This is a genomic window from Mesorhizobium sp. PAMC28654 (genome assembly GCF_020616515.1).
Taxonomy (GTDB): Bacteria; Pseudomonadota; Alphaproteobacteria; order Rhizobiales; family Rhizobiaceae; genus Mesorhizobium.
The window spans coordinates 3,993,078-4,011,016 of record NZ_CP085135.1 but is presented as its reverse complement, the minus strand read 5'-3'; the positions used below and the strand labels follow the sequence as shown (position 1 = coordinate 4,011,016).

At 63.8% G+C, this 17,939-nt stretch carries 19 protein-coding genes; 7 read left to right on the top strand and 12 right to left on the bottom strand.

Features of this window, described 5'->3' with window-relative positions; translation table 11 throughout:
* The first annotated feature begins 9 nt into the window (after nucleotides 1-9).
* A complete protein-coding gene (locus LGH82_RS19620; RefSeq protein ID WP_227344314.1) occupies nucleotides 10-375 on the top strand; it encodes a helix-turn-helix domain-containing protein in 366 nt (121 codons plus the stop codon).
* A gap of 76 nt (nucleotides 376-451) precedes the next feature.
* Here LGH82_RS19620 and LGH82_RS19615 read toward each other — a convergent pair whose 3' ends face one another.
* The 3 genes from LGH82_RS19615 to LGH82_RS19605 all read right to left on the bottom strand — a co-directional run bounded on the left by LGH82_RS19615 (nucleotide 452) and on the right by LGH82_RS19605 (nucleotide 3,103).
* On the bottom strand, nucleotides 452-1,063 hold the full coding sequence (locus LGH82_RS19615) for a transglutaminase-like cysteine peptidase (RefSeq protein WP_227344313.1): 612 nt from the start codon (nucleotides 1,061-1,063) through the stop codon (nucleotides 452-454).
* Between the two features lie 179 nt (nucleotides 1,064-1,242).
* The gene (locus tag LGH82_RS19610; RefSeq protein WP_227344312.1) at nucleotides 1,243-2,520 is read right to left on the bottom strand and encodes a polyhydroxyalkanoate depolymerase; all 1,278 of its coding nucleotides are present in this window, start codon (nucleotides 2,518-2,520) and stop codon (nucleotides 1,243-1,245) included.
* Nucleotides 2,521-2,740: 220 nt separating this feature from the next.
* Complete coding sequence (locus LGH82_RS19605) at nucleotides 2,741-3,103, bottom strand: septal ring lytic transglycosylase RlpA family protein (protein WP_227344311.1); 363 nt, start codon at nucleotides 3,101-3,103, stop codon at nucleotides 2,741-2,743.
* 307 nt (nucleotides 3,104-3,410) lie between these two features.
* Here LGH82_RS19605 and LGH82_RS19600 point away from each other — a divergent pair, with 307 nt between their 5' ends.
* On the top strand, nucleotides 3,411-3,596 hold the full coding sequence (locus tag LGH82_RS19600; RefSeq protein WP_227344310.1) for a hypothetical protein: 186 nt from the start codon (nucleotides 3,411-3,413) through the stop codon (nucleotides 3,594-3,596).
* A 93-nt stretch (nucleotides 3,597-3,689) separates the two neighbouring features.
* Here LGH82_RS19600 and LGH82_RS19595 read toward each other — a convergent pair whose 3' ends face one another.
* The 9 genes from LGH82_RS19595 to tauA all read right to left on the bottom strand — a co-directional run bounded on the left by LGH82_RS19595 (nucleotide 3,690) and on the right by tauA (nucleotide 11,380).
* Complete coding sequence (locus tag LGH82_RS19595; protein ID WP_227344309.1) at nucleotides 3,690-4,484, bottom strand: ATP-binding cassette domain-containing protein; 795 nt, start codon at nucleotides 4,482-4,484, stop codon at nucleotides 3,690-3,692.
* Nucleotides 4,485-4,495: 11 nt separating this feature from the next.
* Complete coding sequence (locus LGH82_RS19590) at nucleotides 4,496-5,272, bottom strand: ABC transporter permease subunit (protein ID WP_227344308.1); 777 nt, start codon at nucleotides 5,270-5,272, stop codon at nucleotides 4,496-4,498.
* Complete coding sequence (ssuD, locus tag LGH82_RS19585) at nucleotides 5,269-6,432, bottom strand: FMNH2-dependent alkanesulfonate monooxygenase (RefSeq protein WP_227344307.1); 1,164 nt, start codon at nucleotides 6,430-6,432, stop codon at nucleotides 5,269-5,271. The genes LGH82_RS19590 and ssuD overlap by 4 nt, the downstream gene beginning before the upstream one ends.
* Before the next feature lie 72 nt (nucleotides 6,433-6,504).
* Nucleotides 6,505-7,458, bottom strand: coding sequence for a sulfonate ABC transporter substrate-binding protein (locus LGH82_RS19580; protein WP_227344306.1), 954 nt, complete (start codon nucleotides 7,456-7,458; stop codon nucleotides 6,505-6,507).
* A 173-nt stretch (nucleotides 7,459-7,631) separates the two neighbouring features.
* Complete coding sequence (locus tag LGH82_RS19575) at nucleotides 7,632-7,820, bottom strand: hypothetical protein (RefSeq protein ID WP_227344305.1); 189 nt, start codon at nucleotides 7,818-7,820, stop codon at nucleotides 7,632-7,634.
* Nucleotides 7,821-7,916: 96 nt separating this feature from the next.
* Entirely contained in the window at nucleotides 7,917-8,513 is a 597-nt protein-coding gene (locus tag LGH82_RS19570; protein ID WP_227344304.1) for a beta-class carbonic anhydrase, read from the bottom strand.
* Nucleotides 8,514-8,579: 66 nt separating this feature from the next.
* Complete coding sequence (locus LGH82_RS19565; RefSeq protein ID WP_227344303.1) at nucleotides 8,580-9,440, bottom strand: ABC transporter permease subunit; 861 nt, start codon at nucleotides 9,438-9,440, stop codon at nucleotides 8,580-8,582.
* Entirely contained in the window at nucleotides 9,437-10,210 is a 774-nt protein-coding gene (locus tag LGH82_RS19560; RefSeq protein ID WP_227344302.1) for a taurine ABC transporter ATP-binding protein, read from the bottom strand. The genes LGH82_RS19565 and LGH82_RS19560 overlap by 4 nt, the downstream gene beginning before the upstream one ends.
* Nucleotides 10,211-10,366: 156 nt before the next feature.
* Nucleotides 10,367-11,380 (bottom strand): taurine ABC transporter substrate-binding protein, encoded by a 1,014-nt coding sequence (gene tauA / locus LGH82_RS19555; RefSeq protein ID WP_227344301.1) that lies wholly within the window; start codon nucleotides 11,378-11,380, stop codon nucleotides 10,367-10,369.
* A 686-nt stretch (nucleotides 11,381-12,066) separates the two neighbouring features.
* On the opposite strand from tauA, the gene LGH82_RS19550 reads away from it, so the two are divergent.
* From LGH82_RS19550 to LGH82_RS19530, 5 genes are all read left to right on the top strand, one after another.
* Nucleotides 12,067-12,516, top strand: coding sequence for an RrF2 family transcriptional regulator (locus LGH82_RS19550; protein ID WP_227344300.1), 450 nt, complete (start codon nucleotides 12,067-12,069; stop codon nucleotides 12,514-12,516).
* A gap of 31 nt (nucleotides 12,517-12,547) precedes the next feature.
* Nucleotides 12,548-13,882 carry an FAD/NAD(P)-binding protein gene (locus LGH82_RS19545; protein WP_227344299.1) on the top strand — a complete coding sequence of 445 codons (1,335 nt, stop codon included), beginning with the start codon at nucleotides 12,548-12,550 and terminating at the stop codon, nucleotides 13,880-13,882.
* A gap of 149 nt (nucleotides 13,883-14,031) precedes the next feature.
* On the top strand, nucleotides 14,032-15,456 hold the full coding sequence (locus tag LGH82_RS19540; protein ID WP_227344298.1) for a pyridoxal-phosphate dependent enzyme: 1,425 nt from the start codon (nucleotides 14,032-14,034) through the stop codon (nucleotides 15,454-15,456).
* Nucleotides 15,453-16,634 (top strand): trans-sulfuration enzyme family protein, encoded by a 1,182-nt coding sequence (locus LGH82_RS19535; RefSeq protein ID WP_227344297.1) that lies wholly within the window; start codon nucleotides 15,453-15,455, stop codon nucleotides 16,632-16,634. Before LGH82_RS19540 ends, LGH82_RS19535 begins: the two co-directional genes overlap by 4 nt.
* Before the next feature lie 236 nt (nucleotides 16,635-16,870).
* Nucleotides 16,871-17,839, top strand: a complete 969-nt coding sequence (locus LGH82_RS19530) for a GlxA family transcriptional regulator (RefSeq protein ID WP_227344296.1) — start codon at nucleotides 16,871-16,873, stop codon at nucleotides 17,837-17,839.
* Nucleotides 17,840-17,939: the final 100 nt, after the last annotated feature.

Here is a 17,939-nt window from a genome sequence, read left to right as displayed (position 1 = left end):
GCCGAGGCCGTGACCCCGTTCGGCGAGAAGCTGCGTGCGTTGCGACATGAGCGCGGTGTCAGCCAGAAGGCCATGGCGGCCGCGATCGGCGTCAGCGCCGCCTATCTGTCGGCGTTGGAACACGGCCGGCGGGGCGCGCCGACCTGGACGCTGATCCAGAAGATCATCGGTTATTTCAACGTCATTTGGGACGAGGCGGAGGAACTCGCCCGGCTGGCCGAGGCCTCGCATCCGCGCGTCAGGCTCGACACGTCGGGTCTTACCCCGGCGGCCACGGAGCTTGCCAATCTCCTGGCCGAGAACATCGAGAAACTGGGTGAAGCGGACCTTCACCGCATAACCGCGTCCATCCGCGCCGCGCTGGGCCGGCGATAGAGCAATCCCAGTAAAAGCGTGAAACGGTTTTCCGTTTCCGTGAAACGGTGAGCTGCGCTAGCGCCACGCCCGAAAACTACTGGACCGCGCCGACCAGCACCTGTTGCCCGCTGCGGATCGAGACCCAGCGGCCGGTGTTGTCGATAGCCTGCCGCTTGAGGAAGCGATAGCCGGTCCGGTCCCAAGCCTCGACCTTGTCGTTCAGATTGTCGAGCACATAGTCGCCCTTGTCGGTGCGCACCGTCAGCACGGCGTGGCCCTCGCCGTCGGGTTTGCGCACCACGGTAATCAGTAGATTGGCAAGCGACACGCCCATGCGGCCGAGTTCGCGGCGCTTTTCCAGGACATAGTCCTCGCAGTCGCCGACGCCATTGTCCGGATAGGCCCAGACCTCGTCCCTGCCATAGATCTCGAGGTCGCTCATCGGCTTGACGGCCGCGTTGACTTGGGCGGTGACGCTGGTCAGCTTGCGCAAAAGCGCTCTGCCCATGGTCGCCGGTAAAAGACTGGCCGGGCGGATCGAGCACTCTCCGGGGTGGGTCTTGCAGAAATCGTAGTGGCCGATCGGCTGCGACGTGGGGCCGCCCGTTGCCATTGAGCCCTCAGCCAAGGCCGGCGCCGCCCAGTATCCCGAGATCGCCATCCCGGCCGCCGCATGCATCAGCAGCTTTCGCGCCTTGGAAACCATCGTCCCCGCTCGCCCCTGTTTGTTAACGAAACGTTAAAGGCGATTTACAGTCCGTGTCAATTAAGACGTCGGCCGGATTGGTGGCATGGTTACTTGGCTGGGATCACAGCAGCCGTCGCGCAACCGCTCCATTCGCGGAGCTGCAACACTATTCGAAGCCAGGTCGAAGAAGACTTCGCCTATCGCTTGGCGGTGCGCACCAGTTTCGGCTTCACGTCAACGCGGTTCTGGCGGCCATAACTGGTGATGAAATCGACAATGCGCGGCACGATTTCGGAGCGGAAGCGCGAACCGTTGAAGACGCCGTAATGGCCGACGGCCGGCTGCATGTAGTGAGCCTTCTTGTCGGCGGGGATGTTGACGCAGAGATCGTGCGCCGCCTTAGTCTGGCCGAGGCCGGAAATGTCGTCATTCTCCCCCTCGACCGTGAACAGGGCGACGTTGCGGATCGCCGAAGGATCGATTTTCGTGCCGCGATGCGTCATCTCGCCCTTGGGCAAGGCCTGGCGCACAAAGACGGTGTCGACGGTCTGCAGGTAGAATTCCGCCGTCAGGTCCATCACCGCCAGATATTCATCGTAGAAGTCGCGGTGCTTCACGGCATTGTCGCCGTCATGCTTCACAAGGTGCATGAAGAAGTCCTTGTGGGCGATGATGTGGCGATCGAGGTTCATGCTCATGAAGCCCGAAAGCTGCAGGAAGCCGGGATAGACCTCGCGGCCGAAGCCGGGCACCGGCCACGGCGCATGCATGATGACATTGTCTCGGAACCAGTCGATGCCCTTTTCCTGCGCCAGCAGATTGACGGCGGTCGGGTTGCGGCGCGTGTCGATCGGCCCGCCCATCAACGTCATCGTTGACGGCACGAAAGGATCGCCCTTCGTCTCCATCAGCGCCACGGCCGCCAGCACCGGCACGGAAGGCTGGCAAACCGCCATGACATGGGTATCAGGACCTAGCGCATGCAGCATGTCGATGACGTAGTCGATGTAATCGTCGAGATCGAAACTGCCGTCCGACAGCGGCACCATGCGGGCATCGACCCAGTCGGTGATGTGGACGTCGGCATAGGGCAGCATCGCTTCGACGGTGCCGCGCAACAGCGTTGCATAATGGCCGGACATCGGCGCCACGATCAGCAGTTTCGGATCCGGCCGGTGTCCTTCAGGGATGGAACGCTCGAAACGGACCACATTGCAGAAAGGCCGCGACCAGACCGTCTTCTCCGTGACGTCGACGCTTTTCCAGTCGACCACGGTTTGCGTTAGACCGAAACTCGGCTTGCTGTAGCGGCGCGTGGTGCGTTCGAACAGTTCTGCTGTTGCCGCGACCGAGCGGCCCCAGGCCGTGTGCGAAAACGGATTGAGCGGATTGGTGTAGAGCATCCGCACCGCATCGGCATAAAGGCGGGCCGGCCGCAAGGCCGCGTGGTTCATTTCGTAGAGCTGGTAGAACATCGAGAACCCCGCTGCTGCCTGCGACCGAAGGGACGACGGCAGCGCCGAGCCTTGAATGTCTCGCGGCGAAGTTAACAACTAATTGCTGCGACGCAATACGTTACGTCGGGTAATCACTGCTCGTTCTTTGGTCCAAGGCGTTGAGAATCCGCTTTGAACGGGGGCAGCCGGCTCATTGTGCGATTGCGAAGTGTCCGGCTTCAGCCGGACACACGAACCATCAGACGCGCGCCATGCAGACGGCGGTCTGGCCCGAACTGATGAAACCGAGCTGATTGGCGGCGCCCTTCGATAGGTCGAGCACACGGCCCTTGATGAAGGGTCCACGATCGTTGATGCGCACCACGACGCTGCGGCCATTGCTTTTGTTGGTCACCTTAAGCCTGGTGCCGAAGGGCAAGGTGCGGTGGGCGGCCGTTAGTGCCGAGGGGTTCATGCGCTCGCCGGATGCGGTCTTGGAGTGCAGGGAATACCAGGACGCGCGGCCACACTGGGCGGCGCCGGCTGAGGCGGACGCACCGCCGACCATCAGGCCAGCAGCGATCGTTACCGCGACAAGCGCGGTTTGGTTTGTTTTCTTCATATGTTGGGAATGGCTCCGTTTGACAGGCCCAACCCGTTAGGCGGCGAATAAGGCATGAAATGCGGCAAGCATCTGTCGGTTCCGTGGCGAGGACACACGTTTGGAGTCACGGGGAAACAGTTTGTCAGGGATTTTCCCTGAGCCAGTTACGAATCCTTGATGAGTTTCGTGCCGACATTCGGGATGTCTTCGGCCGGATCGGACGTTAATATGCAAGTAGAGCCAAAGACGGATTGGCGGCTTCCTTTAGCTCTTTCATCGCGGTGCGCGCACAGCTCACGATCGACTTGAGAAGGAGACTTCGGCAATGAGATTGATCAGGAATCTGCTAGCCTTGATTGTGCTCGCCATCGGCGCGCTCTGGTCGCTGCAGGGCATCGGCCTTGTCGGCGGAAGCTTCATGACCGGCCAGTCGCAATGGCTCTATATCGGCATCGTCACCATGCTGGTCGGCTTGGCAGGGCTGGTATGGGCGAACCGTTCGCGGGTCTGAGTTTGCGGTCAGCTGTGATTCAGAACGGGCGCCGGTGATCCTTCGCCCCTCGGTCCCTCTGACATATCGAGGGTTTTTTTGACCCCTAAAGGGCTAGCTGAACAGCTGGTCCAGGATCTCGCCTTCCAGGCGAGCCAGTTCGGCGGAACCGCGCCGGCGCGGCCGCGCGACCGGCACTTCCAGGTCCAAGGCGATCTTGCCTCCGCTGATCACCACGACCCGGTCGGCCAGCGCGACAGCCTCGGCCACGTCATGCGTGACCAGCACCGCCGTGAATTTCTGGGTGATCCAGATGCGTTCCAGAAGCTGTTGCATCTCGATGCGGGTCAGGGCGTCGAGCGCGCCCAGCGGTTCGTCGAGTGCCAGGATCTGTGGGTGGCCGACAAGGGCGCGCGCCAGCGCCACGCGCTGCTTCTGGCCGCCGGAAAGCACCGAAGGCCACTCGTCGGCGCGATCGGCGAGGCCGACCTCGCGGAGAATGGCGAGCGCGCGGGCTCGCGCCTCGGCGCCCGAGGCAATGCCTGTCAGGCCAACCTCCACATTCTTCACCACGCTGGCCCATGGCAGCAGCCGTGGCTCCTGGAACATGAAGCGCGTGCGGCTGTGGCCGTCTTCCTCAGCCTCAAATGTGAGCGATCCGGCTGTCGGCCGGTCGAGCCCGGCCAGCAGCCGCAGCAATGTGCTCTTGCCGCATCCGCTCTTGCCGATGACGGCGACGAACTGGCCGACCGGCACCTCGAGATCGATGCCGTCCAGCACCACCTTGTCACCAAAACGCTTGCCCGCGCCCTTGAATGCGAAGGCGCGCTTTCTTTCGCCGGCCTGTGGCGGCGGCGCTTGTGGCGCGGCGACGAACGAGCGGACGGCGGCAAGGCTGGCTGCAGGCATCGAAGACCTCCTCAAGCGTTCTGGAAGGCGGGATGCCAGCTCAGCGACAGCCGCTCGAGCAGGCGGGCAAGGCTGTCGGCAAGCTTGCCGAGCAGCGCGTAGATCACGATCGACAGCACCACGACATCGATTAGCAGGAACTCGCGCGCCTGCATGGCCATGTAGCCAAGGCCCGAGCTGGCCGAGACGGTTTCGGCGACAATCAGCGTCAGCCACATGATGCCCAGCGCATAGCGCAGGCCGACGAAGATCGCCGGCAGCGCGCCGGGCAGGATCACCCGGAAGAACAACGTGCGGCGGTCCATGCCGTAGACCCGGCCCATTTCGACCAGCTGCGGGTCGACGCTCTGGATGCCGAGCAGCGTGTTGACGTAGATCGGAAAGAATACGCCGAGCGCCACCAGGAAAAGCTTCGCCTCCTCGTCGATGCCGAACCACAGGATGACCAGCGGGATCAGCGCCAGATGCGGGATGTTGCGGATCATCTGCAGCGTCGTGTCGGTGAGGCCGCGGCTCAGCGCCGACAGTCCATTGGCGAGGCCGAGCGCAAAGCCGATCGCCCCGCCTATGGCGAAACCGGCAAGCGCACGCGCCGTGCTGACGCCGATATTGCGGATCAGCTCGCCGGACAGCGTCAGCCGCCAGAAGGCCTCGGCGACGGCACTCGGCGCCGGCAATACGTTCGGCGACATGACGCCAGCGCGCGAAGCGATCTCCCAGCCGGCGACGATCAGAACCGGCAACAGCCAGCCGATGCTGTTCCGACCGAGACGCCCGCTGAGGCTCATGATGACGCCTGCAGCCGATTGGCGCCGTGGAAGCCGACGGAGAATTCGTTGGCGATGTCCTCGCGCGCCCTCTGCCGCTTGGTACCGAGCCCGAGTTTTGGAAACAGCAGCTCGGCGACGCGGTAGGCTTCTTCCAGGTGCGGGTAGCCGGAGCCGATGACGGTGTCGATGCCGATCGCCTGATACTCGCGGATGCGCTCCGTGATCTGCTCGGGCGTACCAACCAGCGCCGTACCAGCGCCGCCACGCACCAGACCGACGCCAGCCCACAGATTGGGCGATACGACCAGCCGGTCGCGACGGCCGCCATGCAACTCGGCCATGCGGCGCTGGCCGACGGAGTCCATCTGGTTCAGGAAACGCGCCTGCGCATTCTCGATCTGGGCATCGGTAACGTGGCTGATCAGCCGCTCGGCGGCGCGCCAGGCTTCGTCCTCGGTTTCGCGGACGATGAAATGCAGCCTGATGCCGAACCGAAGCTTGCGGCCGCGCCGCGCCGCTTTCTTGCGCGCCGCCGCGATCTTCTCGGCCACCTGAGCCGGCGGCTCGCCCCAGGTCAGGTACATGTCGACCAGATCGGCGGCCAGTTCCTGCCCGGCATCGGACGACCCGCCGAAATAGAGCGGCGGCCGCTCCTGCAATGGCGGAAGGTCGAGGCGACCATTCTCGACACGGTAGTATTTGCCGTCGAAATTGACGCGTTCGCCGGACACCAGCGCGCGCCAGATGGTTAGGAATTCATGCGCCTGGGCATAGCGCTCGTCATGCGGCAGGAAGACGCCGTCGCCGGCGAGTTCCGTCGGGTTGCCGCCGACGACGACATTGAGCAGCAGGCGGCCGCTGCTCAGCCGGTCGAGTGCCGCGGTCTGGCGCGCGGCGAAGGTCGGCAGCGTCACGCCCGGCCTGAGCGCGACAAGGAATTTGAGCTTTTCGGTGAGCGTCGCGAGCCCGGTGGCGGTGATCCAGGAATCCTCGCAATTCTGCCCGGTCGGCAAGAGCACGCCGGGAAAGCCGGGCCGGTCGACCGCCTGCGCGATCTCCTTGAAGTAGCCGAACTCGGGCGGCCGCTGCTGCTCTTCGGAGCCGAGATAGGAGCCGTCGCCATGCGTCGGAATGAACCAGAAGAAATCGAGCGGCGCGGTGTTGGCGGGTACGTTCATATCGAACTCCTGAGATGCGGGCGCAAACGGCAAAGCGCCGGGCGTTTCGGCCCGGCGCTGCCTGAGGCAGGATCAGTTGCCCGGTGCGGTCCACACCGCGTCGGAGATCCGGACCGCTTTCGGGATCAGGCCGAGCTTGTAGAAGCGGTCGGCTGTCGCCTGCTGGCCGGCGATGATCTCGTCGGTGATCGGAAAGATGCCGAATTTGCTGCGGTTGGCGGCAATTGTCTGTGCGTCGAGCGGCACCCCGGTCACCTCATGCAGGGCGGCGGCCACCTTGTCGCGGTTCTGGTCAGCCCATTTCGCTGCTTCACCGAGGGCCGCGATGGTCGTGGTGATGACCTCGGGATGCGCCTTGGCAAAATCCTTGTTGGCGATGAAATAGGTGTTCACTTTGAGCACGTCGCTGGAGCGGGCCAGCACGCGCGGCTGATAGCGCGTTTCGGCGATGGCGAAGAAGGGGTCCCATACGGCCCATGCATCGATCTGGTCGCTGGCGAAGGCGGCGGCCGCATCCGCCGGGCTGAGATAGACCGGTGTGACCTGATCGAAAGGAATGCCGGCCTTTTCCAGTGCCGCGACGAGCAGATTGTGCGCGCTGGTGCCTTTGCCGACGCCGACCCGTTTGCCTTTGAGATCGGCGACCGACTGAACAGGCGAAGCGGGCTTGACGAAAATCGCCTCGCCGTCGCCATTGGAGGGAAGTGCCGCCGCATAGACGATGTTTGCGCCGGCCGATTGGCCGAAGATCGGCGGTGCGTCGCCGGTCCAGCCGACATTCACGGCGCCGACATTGAGGGCCTCCACCAGGGGCGGCCCGGCCGAGAATTCGACCCACTTCACCGTGATGCCCTTGTCGCCCAGCGCCTTCTCGATCACCTGTTGCTGCCTGGCGATGACCGGCAGTCCGGTTTTCTGGTAGCCGATGTTGAGCTGTTTCAGCTCCTGCGCCGTGGCGCTGAATGAAAGGCCGATGCTTGCGGCAAGCAGGCCGGCGCCGAAAGCACGTCGCGTCAGATTGAACATGATCCCACTCCTTCAATCCGGAAACAGCGCGGGAAATCTCGCGCCGGGCCGGAACTGGGATCAGGCTAGGTAGGTCTATAAATTTAGTAGAGAAACGATTTTGCTACTTGCCGGGATATTTTGGAATTGTTTTCCACAATGAGCCGGAACGAGGCGCAAATCAGGACGGAGCATCACTGGGACCAATATTGCCAGGCCCAGTAGAAACTCTCGTCGCGCGGCGGAAGGCGGTTGCGCTCGGCATCCCAGCGCACGGGCGCCGGCGATCGGGCCTCGCTGTCGGATGACGGTTTATCGCCTGGCTTGGGCTGGCGAAGCCAGGCGCCCAACTGGGCGAACAGCACTGCTGTGGAATGCGTCATTGCCATCTCTCCGTTTCTCGATTGCCGCTGCCCATGGGTGGTTGCTTCATTGCTTCGACCGAGGGCCTGCCGCGCCGGCAGGCCCGGTGATTGGTTCTAAACCGCGCGGCCGGCGGCGGTGGCTGGCTTGACCTCGACCAGGCGTCCGCTGTGCACGTCGTAGATGTAGCCGTGGATCGGGATATGGCCGGGTACCAGTGGATGCTCGCGGATGCGCCGGACATCCTGTTCGACGCTTTCCTGCTGGTCGCCGATCGTGTGCCATTTGACGAAGTGACCGTGCGCGCTGCCGTGGCCGTGCTTGGGGTTGCTCCAGGTCTTGCCGTCGAACGATGCGGTTTCGAGGCTGTCCTCCAGCAGATCGCCGATGATCTCGTCGGAAAACAGCTCCATGCCGCAATTGGTGTGGTGGATCACGAACCACTCATTGGTGCCGAGCAGCTTGTGCGAGATGACGAGCGAGCGGATCGCGTCGTCGGTTGCCCTGCCGCCGGCGTTGCGGATGACATGCGCGTCACCCTCGGCAAGCCCGGGGTATTTGGCCGGATCGAGCCGGGCATCCATGCAGGTCAGGATGGCGAAGCCACGCGCCGGTGGCAGTGCCAGATCCTTCTTGTCGCCGAAATCGGCAGCGTAGCCGGCGTTGGCATCGAGAACTTCCTTGAGTATGCGCGAGTTGTCTTTTGTCGACATGGTCGTCTCCGTTGGAGGGTTCAGTCGCACATGGATGGTGTTCGAGCCTCTGAAAGGACCCCGTTGTCAGTCGCGCCCCGCCCATGGAACGAGCACGCGCTCGATCCGGCGGATGGTGAATTCGAGGACGAAGGCGATGGCCGCGATCACAAGTATGCCCATCACCACCACGTCGGTGACGAGGAACTGGGCGGCCGACTGGATCATGAAGCCGAGCCCACGCGTCGCGGCCACCAGTTCGGCGGCGACCAGTGTCGACCAGCCGGCGCCAAGCGCGATGCGCAAGCCGGTCAGGATCGCGGGCAGCGCGCTGGGCAGGATCACATGCCGGATCACTTGCAGCCGAGTGGCGCCAAGCGAGCGCGCCGCGTTGACACGTTCCTGCGAGACACCGCGAACGCCTGACGCGGTCGACAGTGCAACCGGCGCCAGCATGGCGATGGCAATCACCAGGATCTTGGACGGCTCGCCGATGCCGAACCAGATGATCACCAGCGGCAGATAGGCGAGCGGCGGGATCGGCCGCAGGAATTCCAGCAGCGGATCGAAGATGCCGCGTCCGATCGTGCTGATGCCGATGGCCAGGCCGACCGGCACGCCGACGACGATGGCCGCGATCAGCGCGGCAAACACTCGGCCCAGGCTGGCGATGATGTGCTGGAGCAGCGTCGCGTCGACGAAGCCGTCGCGAGCCACGATGATGAACTTGTTCCAGACGGCAACGGGCGACGGCAGAAACACCGGCGACACCAGCTGCAGGCGTGCCGACAGCGCCCAAACCGCCAGCACCACCAGGATGGTGACGGCGCTGACCATGCGTGCCGAAACACCTTTGCGCTTCCGGCTGGGCCTGGACCATGGCACCGAAAGGCGTTCGGCCTCATCGATCTTGTGGCTCGGCCGTTCCGTATAGGAGGAAATGGTCATGCCGCCTCTCCCTCGAAGATGGCGTCGGTCAGCTCGCCGCGCGCCGCCGCGAAGGCTGGATCGGCCTTGATCGCGCGAATGGCTTCGCCAGCCGCGTAGCGTCGGCTGAAACCGGGTTCGAAGGTCCGCACCACGCGACCGGGCCCGGGGGCCAGCACCACGATGCGGGTGGCGAGAACCAGCGCCTCCTCGATGCCATGCGTCACCATCAGCACGCCGACCCGGCTTGCCGTCCACAGGTCGAGCAACGTCGTCTGCATGCGTTCGCGCGTCAGCGCGTCGAGTGCACCGAGCGGCTCGTCGAGCAGCAGGAATTCGGGTTCGGCGGCGAGCGCCCGGGCAAGGCCGACGCGCTGACGCATGCCTCCGGACAGCTCCCAGATGTGCTTGTCACCGGCCTCGGCCAGCTTCACCAGCGCCAGAAGCTCATCGGCGCGGCGTGCCCGTTCGCTTGGCCGGATACCGCGCAGGCGCAGCGCGAAAGCAACATTCTCGCGCGCCGTCAGCCATGGAAACAAAGCATCGTTCTGGAACACCACGGCCCGGTCCGAGCCCGGCGCGGTGATCGGCTTGCCGTTGATGGCAGCGCTCCCGCGCGCTGGCGCCACAAGACCGGCGGCGACATTGAGCAGCGAGGTCTTGCCACAGCCCGAGCGGCCGACAAGGACCACGAAGTCGCCCTTGGCGACATCGATCGACACGCGCTCCACGGCGGGCGCCGGCTGGCCCTCATAATGGACGGAGACTCTGTCTAGCACGAGATGTGGCATCAAGCCCTCGCAGGAGATTGGATGAAAATCCACCTGCCCCGGACCACCCCTCGTCGGCGGGTCCGGGGCAGGCAGCACGCGGCGTCAGGGAAGAGAACCGCGCGCGTTCAGTCGGGCGCATGAAGCCGGAACGGACCGGTTCCACGACCCCTGCGTTCAGTTCGAAGCCAGCGCCTCGGTGACGTATTTCGACGAGACATATTTCGAATAGTCGGGCAGCACCGCGTCGATCTTGCCCTGTTCCTTGAGGAAGGCTGATGCCGCCTCGATCGCCTTCACCGTACCGCCGCCGAGGAACTTGTCCGATGCCTGCTCTTCGAGCGTCGGGAAGACATAGCCCTTGAGCAGCTGCGGCACTTCCTCCAGCTTGGCGCCGGTGATCTTGGCGATTGCCGCGGCCTGCGGCGACGACACGGACCACGCATCCGGCTTGGCCAGGAAGTCTGCATAGGCAGCGCCCGTCACCTTGACGAAGTCGCGCACTGCTTCCGGGTTCTTCTCTGCAAAGTCGGTCCGAACGATCCAGGCGTCGAAGGTCGGCGCACCCCATGCGGCGACCTGCGAGGAGTTCAGCACGACCTTGCCCGTCGTCTTGATCTGGCCGAGCGCGGGATCCCAGACGTAAGCCGCATCGATGTCGCCGCGCGCGAAGGCGGCCGCGATCTCCGGTGGCCGCAGATTGAGGATCTGCACCGACTTCGGGTCGACATTCTCGTGCTTCAGCGCGGCGAGCAGGCTGTAATGCGTCGTCGAAACGAAAGGCACGGCTACTTTCTTGCCGGCGAGGTCGCTGACCTTCTCGATGCCGGCGCCGTCGCGGGCGACGAGCGCTTCGGATTCTCCGATTAGGCCGACAACGTAGATGGTCTGGATGGGAAGCTCGCGGCTGGCCGCGGCCGCCAGCGGGCTCGATCCGACATAGCCGATATCGACGGAGCCGGAAGCAACGGCGGCAATGACGTCGGCGCCGGAATCGAATTTCCGCCAGTCGATGGTAGCCTTGGTTGCCTTTTCATAAGTACCGTCGGCTTGCGGCACTTTCGAGGGCTCGACCACCGTCTGGTAGCCGATGGTGATCTTGAGATCCTGCGCTACGGCCGGGCCGAGGAAGGCGGCGCCGGCAAATGCCGCCGACGACAGGAGAATGATGCGTCGCGAAATGGTGGACATGAAAGGCTCCATGAAAACAGGGAAAACCGGATTGCCCTTCCATAGTCGGTTAATTCTATCGTCCTTGTAGAGTTAAATCCTTCTAGTCAGAGCGGGTTCGTTGGAAAAAAGTTACCTGCCGCAGCCGCGCAAAGCGGATTCGGCGGCTGTAAGAGGCTTTTCCCGCCCCTGGGGGATAAGGCAGGCTTGGCTCATTGATGGATATGCAAGGCTGGCGTGTCGCCGCCGGTTTGACAGACGCCGTCCATATCGTCGTCAATTTTCTACTCCGGCGGCCGTGACGGCAAATTCCCACCGTTTGCGGCCTGGGAATTGAAAACACTTTCCACGTGTTCGGAGATAAGTATAGTATTCTTATCGACATTAGGGAGTTGGAGAGGACGATGAGCGACCATCACACGCCTGCGATCGCTCGCGGCACGCATCGGCCTTCGAAGTCGCTCGTGCCGCCTACACTCGCGCCGCTTGCCTCCTGCCGCAATTCTGTGTCCTGAATGGCACAAAAGCAGGCTAAAATGGCCGCAGCGGCTTGAAAACGAAGCAAAATCAACGTTTCTTGGCTTGTAGATAATGTCGCTAGAATTTATCTATGAAGATGGGCTGGTCCTGGTGGCGATCCACCGGAGCGCTGTGGATTTTGACGCGGATGGCCTGGTGCCTTCGCATGACAGAGAAATTTTGATTTCATGCTCACAAAAAAGGGCAAGTACGGCCTCAAGGCGCTGGTGCACCTCGCGCAATTACCCGCCGGAGAGCTTGCTTTCGTCAACGACGTCGCCACCGGCAACAACATCCCGAAGAAGTTTCTCGATGCCATCCTGGGGGAGCTGCGCAATGCCGGTTTCGTCCAGAGCCGCAAGGGCAAGGATGGCGGCTATCGTCTTGCCCGGCCGGCCGATGAAATCAAGGTCGGCCATGTCGTGCGCGTCCTCGACGGGCCGCTGGCCCCCATTCCCTGTGCCAGCCGCACCCAGTATCAGCGCTGTGAAGACTGCAATGAGGCGACATGCCAAGTCCGACATCTGATGCTGGAAGTAAGGCAGGCAATCGCCGAGGTGCTGGACAACCGCAGCCTCGCCGAGATGCGCGACATCGCCATCGACGACCTTCCGGTCGCGGTGAAGGTCCAGGCCTGACGCTGGCGCTTCGCACGCGGTTGGCATGCGCATGACCGGGCGCGCGAACTCCATCATCATTGTCGGCGGCGGCGCCAGTGGCGTCGTGCTGGCCGCGCATCTGCTGAAATCACCCAATCCCGATCTGCGCGTGACACTGATCGAGAAACGCCCGCATTTCGGCCAGGGCATCGCCTATTCGACGTTGCTCTCCGCGCATGTGCTGAATGTCAGTGCCGCCGGCATGAGCGCCTATGCGGACGATCCCGGCAATTTCTGGCGCTGGCTGCTGGAACGCGGCCTTGCAACGGCGGATCAGGTGCCGGTCTACGCGCCGCGCAGCGTCTATGCCCGCTACCTTGGGGAATTGCTCGACGATCTCGAGGCGCGAGAGCAGCAGACAGGACGGCTTCGGCTGATCCGCGAGGAGAGCCGGTCAATCACGCCCACCACATCCGGCGTCGAGGTGACCTTGGCCAATGGCACCAGCGTCGTCGCGCACCTGGCTATTCTGGCCACCGGCCATGACGAGATGCCAGCCCAGGGGCACGCCATAAGGATGGGGTCGGAAGCCGATACCGCGCTTCCCCCTGACGCAAGCGTCATGGTGCTGGGCACGGGACTGAGCATGGTCGACGCGTTCCTGGCGCTCGAGCAGCGCGGCCATCGTGGCGACATCATCGCGGTGTCCAGGCGTGGCCTGCTGCCGTCGCCGCATCGCAAGGGCAATCCGATCAAGCTCGACGTCGCCGACATTCCCCTGGGCACCCAGCTTTCCTACTTCGTCGGCTGGTTCCGCGACCTGATCCGGGAGAACCAGAAGGCAGGCAGGGACTGGCGCGACGTCGTCGACGGATTGCGGCCGTTCAACCAGAAGATCTGGCAGAACTGGCCGGCTTCCGCCAAGCGCCGCTTTGTCGAACACACCAAGGCCTGGTGGGACATCCACCGCCATCGCATGGCGCCGGAAGTCTACGCCAGGGTGACCGAGGCCGTGCAATCCGGCCGCATTCGGCTTGTCGCCGGCCGCGTGGTCGGCATAGAGGCCGACGATCAGGTCACGGTGCAGGTCCAGTCGCGCCACACCCAGCGCCTCGAAACATTCGAGGTTGCCCGTATCTACGACTGCAGCGGCATCGTCCGGGACATCTCGACCTCGTCGAACAGCGTGGTGCGCTCACTGGTCGACCGCGGGTTGGCGCGGCCTGACCCCATGAGGATCGGTCTCGATGTGTCAGCCAATTGCGAAATCATTTCCGGCGACGGCACGGTTTCCAAAAAGATCCTCGCCGTCGGCCCGCTGACGCGGGGCACATTCTTCGAGATCGATGCCATCCCCGACATTCGCGTCCAATGCGCCAGGCTGAGCAAGCAATTGCTGGGTTAGAGGCTACGCGCGGCGCAAACCGGAATTTCATTCCTCATCTGGCCGCCTGATTGGCACGATCTATCTTCTTTCCCGCGACAAACGGCTGGAAAAGAGGATAGGCTGCCGCTCTGCCCCGAGGCGGCTGCTTGACCCATGGAGCATCGAGCATGAGCGAGCACAAGACCGCCGCACCCGACAGTGCATCATCCCGCCTGCGTCCCCCCTATGCGTCGGTTCTCGATTTGATCGGCCAGACGCCGGTGGTCGAGCTGACCAAATTCGACACCGGAAAATGCCGGCTGTTCATCAAGCTCGAAAGCCAGAATCCCGGCGGCTCGATCAAGGACCGCATCGCGCTTTCGATGATCGCCGCCGCCGAGAGGGAGGGCAAGCTCAGGCGCGGCGGCACCATCGTCGAGGCGACGGCCGGCAATACCGGGCTCGGCCTCGCTCAGGTCGGCATTCCCAAGGGCTACCGGATCGTGCTGGTCGTGCCCGACAAGATGTCGCGCGAAAAAATCCAGCATCTGCGGGCGCTGGGTGCCGAAGTACGCATGACCCGCTCCGATGTCGGCAAGGGTCATGCCGAATATTATCAGGACATGGCCGAAAAGATCGCGGCTGAAGTGCCCGGCGCCTTCTATGCCAACCAGTTCGCCAACCCGGCCAATCCGCTGGCGCATGAGACGACGACCGGCCCGGAAATCTTTTCGCAGCTCGATGGCGACGTCGATGCCGTGGTCGTCGGCGTCGGCTCCGGCGGCACGCTGACCGGGCTTGGCCGCTATTTTGCGAAGGTCTCGCCGAAGACCGAGATGGTGCTGGCCGATCCCGTTGGTTCGGTACTGGCGCCGCTGATCAAGACCGGCAAGATGGAAGAAGCCGGCAGCTGGACGGTGGAAGGCATCGGCGAGGATTTCGTGCCGCCCAATGCCGACCTGTCGCTGGTCAAGAAGGCCTATTCCATCCCCGACAAGCAGAGCATGCTGGCGGTGCGCGATCTCCTGTCGAAGGAAGGCATTCTCGCCGGCTCGTCCTCGGGCACGCTGCTGTCGGCCGCCCTGCGCTATTGCCGCGAGCAGACGGTGCCCAAGCGGGTGGTTACCTTCGTCTGCGACAGCGGCAACAAATACCTGTCGAAGGTGTTCGACGATTTCTGGCTGGCCGAGCAAGGCCTTGCCGAGCAGGAACAGCACGGCGATCTGCGCGACCTGGTGATGCGCTCGCATCGCACCGGCGACACCGTCTCCGTGGGTCCCGACGAAAGCCTGCTCAACGCCTATGGCCGCATGCGCCGTTCCGATGTCTCGCAACTGCCGGTGCTGGATAACGGCAAGCTGATCGGCATCGTCGACGAAAGCGACATCCTGGCCAAGGTCGAAGGCCCGCATGACGGCCGCTGGGAGCGCTTCAACGGCCCGGTGCGCACGGCGATGACCTCCAATCTGCACACGCTGCAGGCGAGCCAGACGCTGGACGCGCTGCTGCCGGTGTTCGACCGCAACGAGGTCGCCATCATCTTCGACGGCGACGAGTTCGTCGGCCTGATAACTCGCATCGACCTGATCAACCATTTGAGGCGCGCACGATGACCACCAACACACCCCCAGCCGGAAAAAATCGTCTGGCCTTCTCGACGCGCACCATCCATGGCGGCCAGAGCCATGACCCGCTGACCGGCGCGGTGATGGTGCCGATCTACGCCACCTCGACCTTTGCCCAGCAGTCGCCCGGCGTGCACAAGGGCTTTGAATATGCCCGCAGCCAGAACCCGACCCGCTTTGCCTTCGAACGCGCCGTGGCTGATCTCGAAAGCGGGACGAATGCCTTTGCCTTCGCCTCCGGCCTTGCGGCGATCTCGACGGTGCTGGAGCTGCTCGATTCCGGCGCCCATATCGTCGCCACCGACGACATCTATGGCGGCTCGTTCCGCCTGATGGAGCGGGTACGCAAGCGCTCGGCCAATCTGCAGGTCAGCTTCGTCGATTTCACCGACCTTGCCGCCGTCGAGGCGGCGATCCGTCCTGACACGAAACTGCTTTGGGTCGAGACGCCGACCAACCCGCTGCTGCGCATCGTCGACCTCGAAGGGGTCGCGGCACTGGCCAGGCGCAAGGGGGTTCTGACAGTCGCGGACAACACCTTCTGCAGTCCCTATATCCAGCGCCCGCTGGAGCTCGGCATCGACATCGTCGTCCATTCGACGACCAAATACCTCAACGGTCACTCGGATATGGTCGGCGGCGTGGCTGTGGTCGGCGACAACAAGGACCTCGCCGCCCAGCTGAAATTCCTGCAGAACGCCATCGGCGCCATCTCAGGCCCGTTCGACAGTTTTCTGGCCCTGCGCGGCCTGAAGACACTGGCGCTCAGGATGGAGCGACATTCCACCAATGGCCTCAAGATCGCGCAGTGGCTGGAAGCCCGCAAGGATGTGCGCCGGGTCATCTATCCCGGCCTCGCCAGCCACCCGCAGCACGCCATCGCCGTCCAGCAGATGCATGCCTTCGGCGGCATGATCACGGTGGTGCTCGACCGTGACCTCGCCGGGACGAAACGCTTCCTCGAACGCACGCAACTGTTCACCCTGGCCGAAAGCCTCGGCGGGGTGGAGAGCCTGATCGAACACCCGGCGCTGATGACGCATGGCTCGATCCCGGCGGAGAAGCGCGAGGAGATCGGTATATCGGATTCGCTGGTGCGGTTGTCGGCGGGTATCGAGGACGGCGATGATCTGATCGCGGATCTGGAGCAGGCGCTGGGGGGATAGCTCCTCTCAACTGTTGAGGTCGGCACCGCTCCTCATTGCCCTGTCGGGCATTTCTCCCCGTAGAACGGGGAGAAAGAGGCTAACCGCGATTGGCGAAACCATCGATAGCAGCGTCCCTCGGCCGGTTTACGGGGAGAGGATGCCGGCAGGCAGGTGAGGGGCAGCGCCAACGCTTCATGATATCGATCCGCCGCCTCGATTGACCGCGAACGCCATCTGCCCGAATTGTAGCGCCCATGCCAACGCGCGATCAACCCAAGCCCACCGAGCCCCTCACCTTCGCCGTGCTGGTGTTCCCCGGCTTTCCGATGATGGCGTTCAGCTCCGTCATCGAGCCGTTGCGCGCCGCCAATGTGCTGGCGAAGCGGGAATGCTATCGCTGGATCATCGTCGGGGCGACGCAAGGGCCGGTCGAGGCCTCGAACGGCGTCGTCATCCAGCCGGGCTTCTATGCCGAGGATGCGCCGAAGGTCGATCGCATCGTCGTCTGTTCCGGAGGTGACGCCGATCATCTCGTCGCCGAGGACGCCGCGAGCTGGATTCGCAAGAGCCTGCGCAATGGCGCCCATATCGGCGCGGTGGCCGATGCCGCCTTCTTCCTCGCCCGCGCCGGCCTGCTCGACGGCCATGCCTGCACCTTGCACTGGACCAGCCAGGCCGCCTTCACCGAGGCCTTCCCCAACATCGAGCTGCGGCGCGACCTCTATGTCATCGACCGCAAGCGCTTCACCTCGGCCGGCGGCGTCGGCAGCCTCGACATGATGCTGGAGATCATCACCAACGACTACGGCGCCGAGCTTGCCGCCGGCGTCGCGGAATGGTTCGTGCACAGCCAGTTGCGGTCGAGCGTCGACCGCAAGCTGATGCCGCTGCGCCTGCGCACCGGCGTCCAGAACGAGTTGGTGCTATCGGCCATCGCCATCATGGAGGACGCGGTGGAGGAAAGGCTCGGCATGGCCGAGTTGACGGCGCGGCTCGGCGTCTCCTCCGACAAGCTCGAACGCTCCTTCCGTTCCGAACTCGACATCTCGCCCAACGGCTACTACCGGCGGCTACGGCTGAAGCGCGCCGCCGACCTGCTGGCGCATTCGACACTTGCCGTGCGCGACGTGGCGCTGGCCTGCGGCTTTGCCTCGATGTCCAGCTTTGCCCGCGCCTTCCGCGAGGAGCATGGCCACCCGCCGAAGCTGGCAAGAAGGCATTAGGGTCTTTCGCGAGCTTTTTGATGCTGGCGGGACAGCGCCCCCCTCTGCCCTGCCGGGTATCTCCCCCTCAAGGGGGGAGATCAAGCGCTCAACCGCCTTC

Bases quoted from the DNA above. Each gene is read 5' to 3' on its own strand.
- LGH82_RS19595 (WP_227344309.1), bottom strand. From the start codon at position 4,484: ATGCCTGCAGCCAGCCTTGCCGCCGTCCGCTCGTTCGTCGCCGCGCCA.
- LGH82_RS19530 (WP_227344296.1), top strand. From the start codon at position 16,871: ATGCCAACGCGCGATCAACCCAAGCCCACCGAGCCCCTCACCTTCGCC.
- LGH82_RS19550 (WP_227344300.1), top strand. From the start codon at position 12,067: ATGCTCACAAAAAAGGGCAAGTACGGCCTCAAGGCGCTGGTGCACCTC.
- LGH82_RS19605 (WP_227344311.1), bottom strand. From the start codon at position 3,103: ATGAAGAAAACAAACCAAACCGCGCTTGTCGCGGTAACGATCGCTGCT.
- LGH82_RS19600 (WP_227344310.1), top strand. From the start codon at position 3,411: ATGAGATTGATCAGGAATCTGCTAGCCTTGATTGTGCTCGCCATCGGC.
- LGH82_RS19615 (WP_227344313.1), bottom strand. From the start codon at position 1,063: ATGGTTTCCAAGGCGCGAAAGCTGCTGATGCATGCGGCGGCCGGGATG.
- LGH82_RS19575 (WP_227344305.1), bottom strand. From the start codon at position 7,820: ATGACGCATTCCACAGCAGTGCTGTTCGCCCAGTTGGGCGCCTGGCTT.
- LGH82_RS19590 (WP_227344308.1), bottom strand. From the start codon at position 5,272: ATGAGCCTCAGCGGGCGTCTCGGTCGGAACAGCATCGGCTGGCTGTTG.
- LGH82_RS19535 (WP_227344297.1), top strand. From the start codon at position 15,453: ATGACCACCAACACACCCCCAGCCGGAAAAAATCGTCTGGCCTTCTCG.
- LGH82_RS19580 (WP_227344306.1), bottom strand. From the start codon at position 7,458: ATGTTCAATCTGACGCGACGTGCTTTCGGCGCCGGCCTGCTTGCCGCA.
- LGH82_RS19540 (WP_227344298.1), top strand. From the start codon at position 14,032: ATGAGCGAGCACAAGACCGCCGCACCCGACAGTGCATCATCCCGCCTG.
- LGH82_RS19565 (WP_227344303.1), bottom strand. From the start codon at position 9,440: ATGACCATTTCCTCCTATACGGAACGGCCGAGCCACAAGATCGATGAG.
- LGH82_RS19545 (WP_227344299.1), top strand. From the start codon at position 12,548: ATGACCGGGCGCGCGAACTCCATCATCATTGTCGGCGGCGGCGCCAGT.
- LGH82_RS19610 (WP_227344312.1), bottom strand. From the start codon at position 2,520: ATGTTCTACCAGCTCTACGAAATGAACCACGCGGCCTTGCGGCCGGCC.
- ssuD (WP_227344307.1), bottom strand. From the start codon at position 6,432: ATGAACGTACCCGCCAACACCGCGCCGCTCGATTTCTTCTGGTTCATT.
- LGH82_RS19570 (WP_227344304.1), bottom strand. From the start codon at position 8,513: ATGTCGACAAAAGACAACTCGCGCATACTCAAGGAAGTTCTCGATGCC.
- LGH82_RS19560 (WP_227344302.1), bottom strand. From the start codon at position 10,210: ATGCCACATCTCGTGCTAGACAGAGTCTCCGTCCATTATGAGGGCCAG.
- tauA (WP_227344301.1), bottom strand. From the start codon at position 11,380: ATGTCCACCATTTCGCGACGCATCATTCTCCTGTCGTCGGCGGCATTT.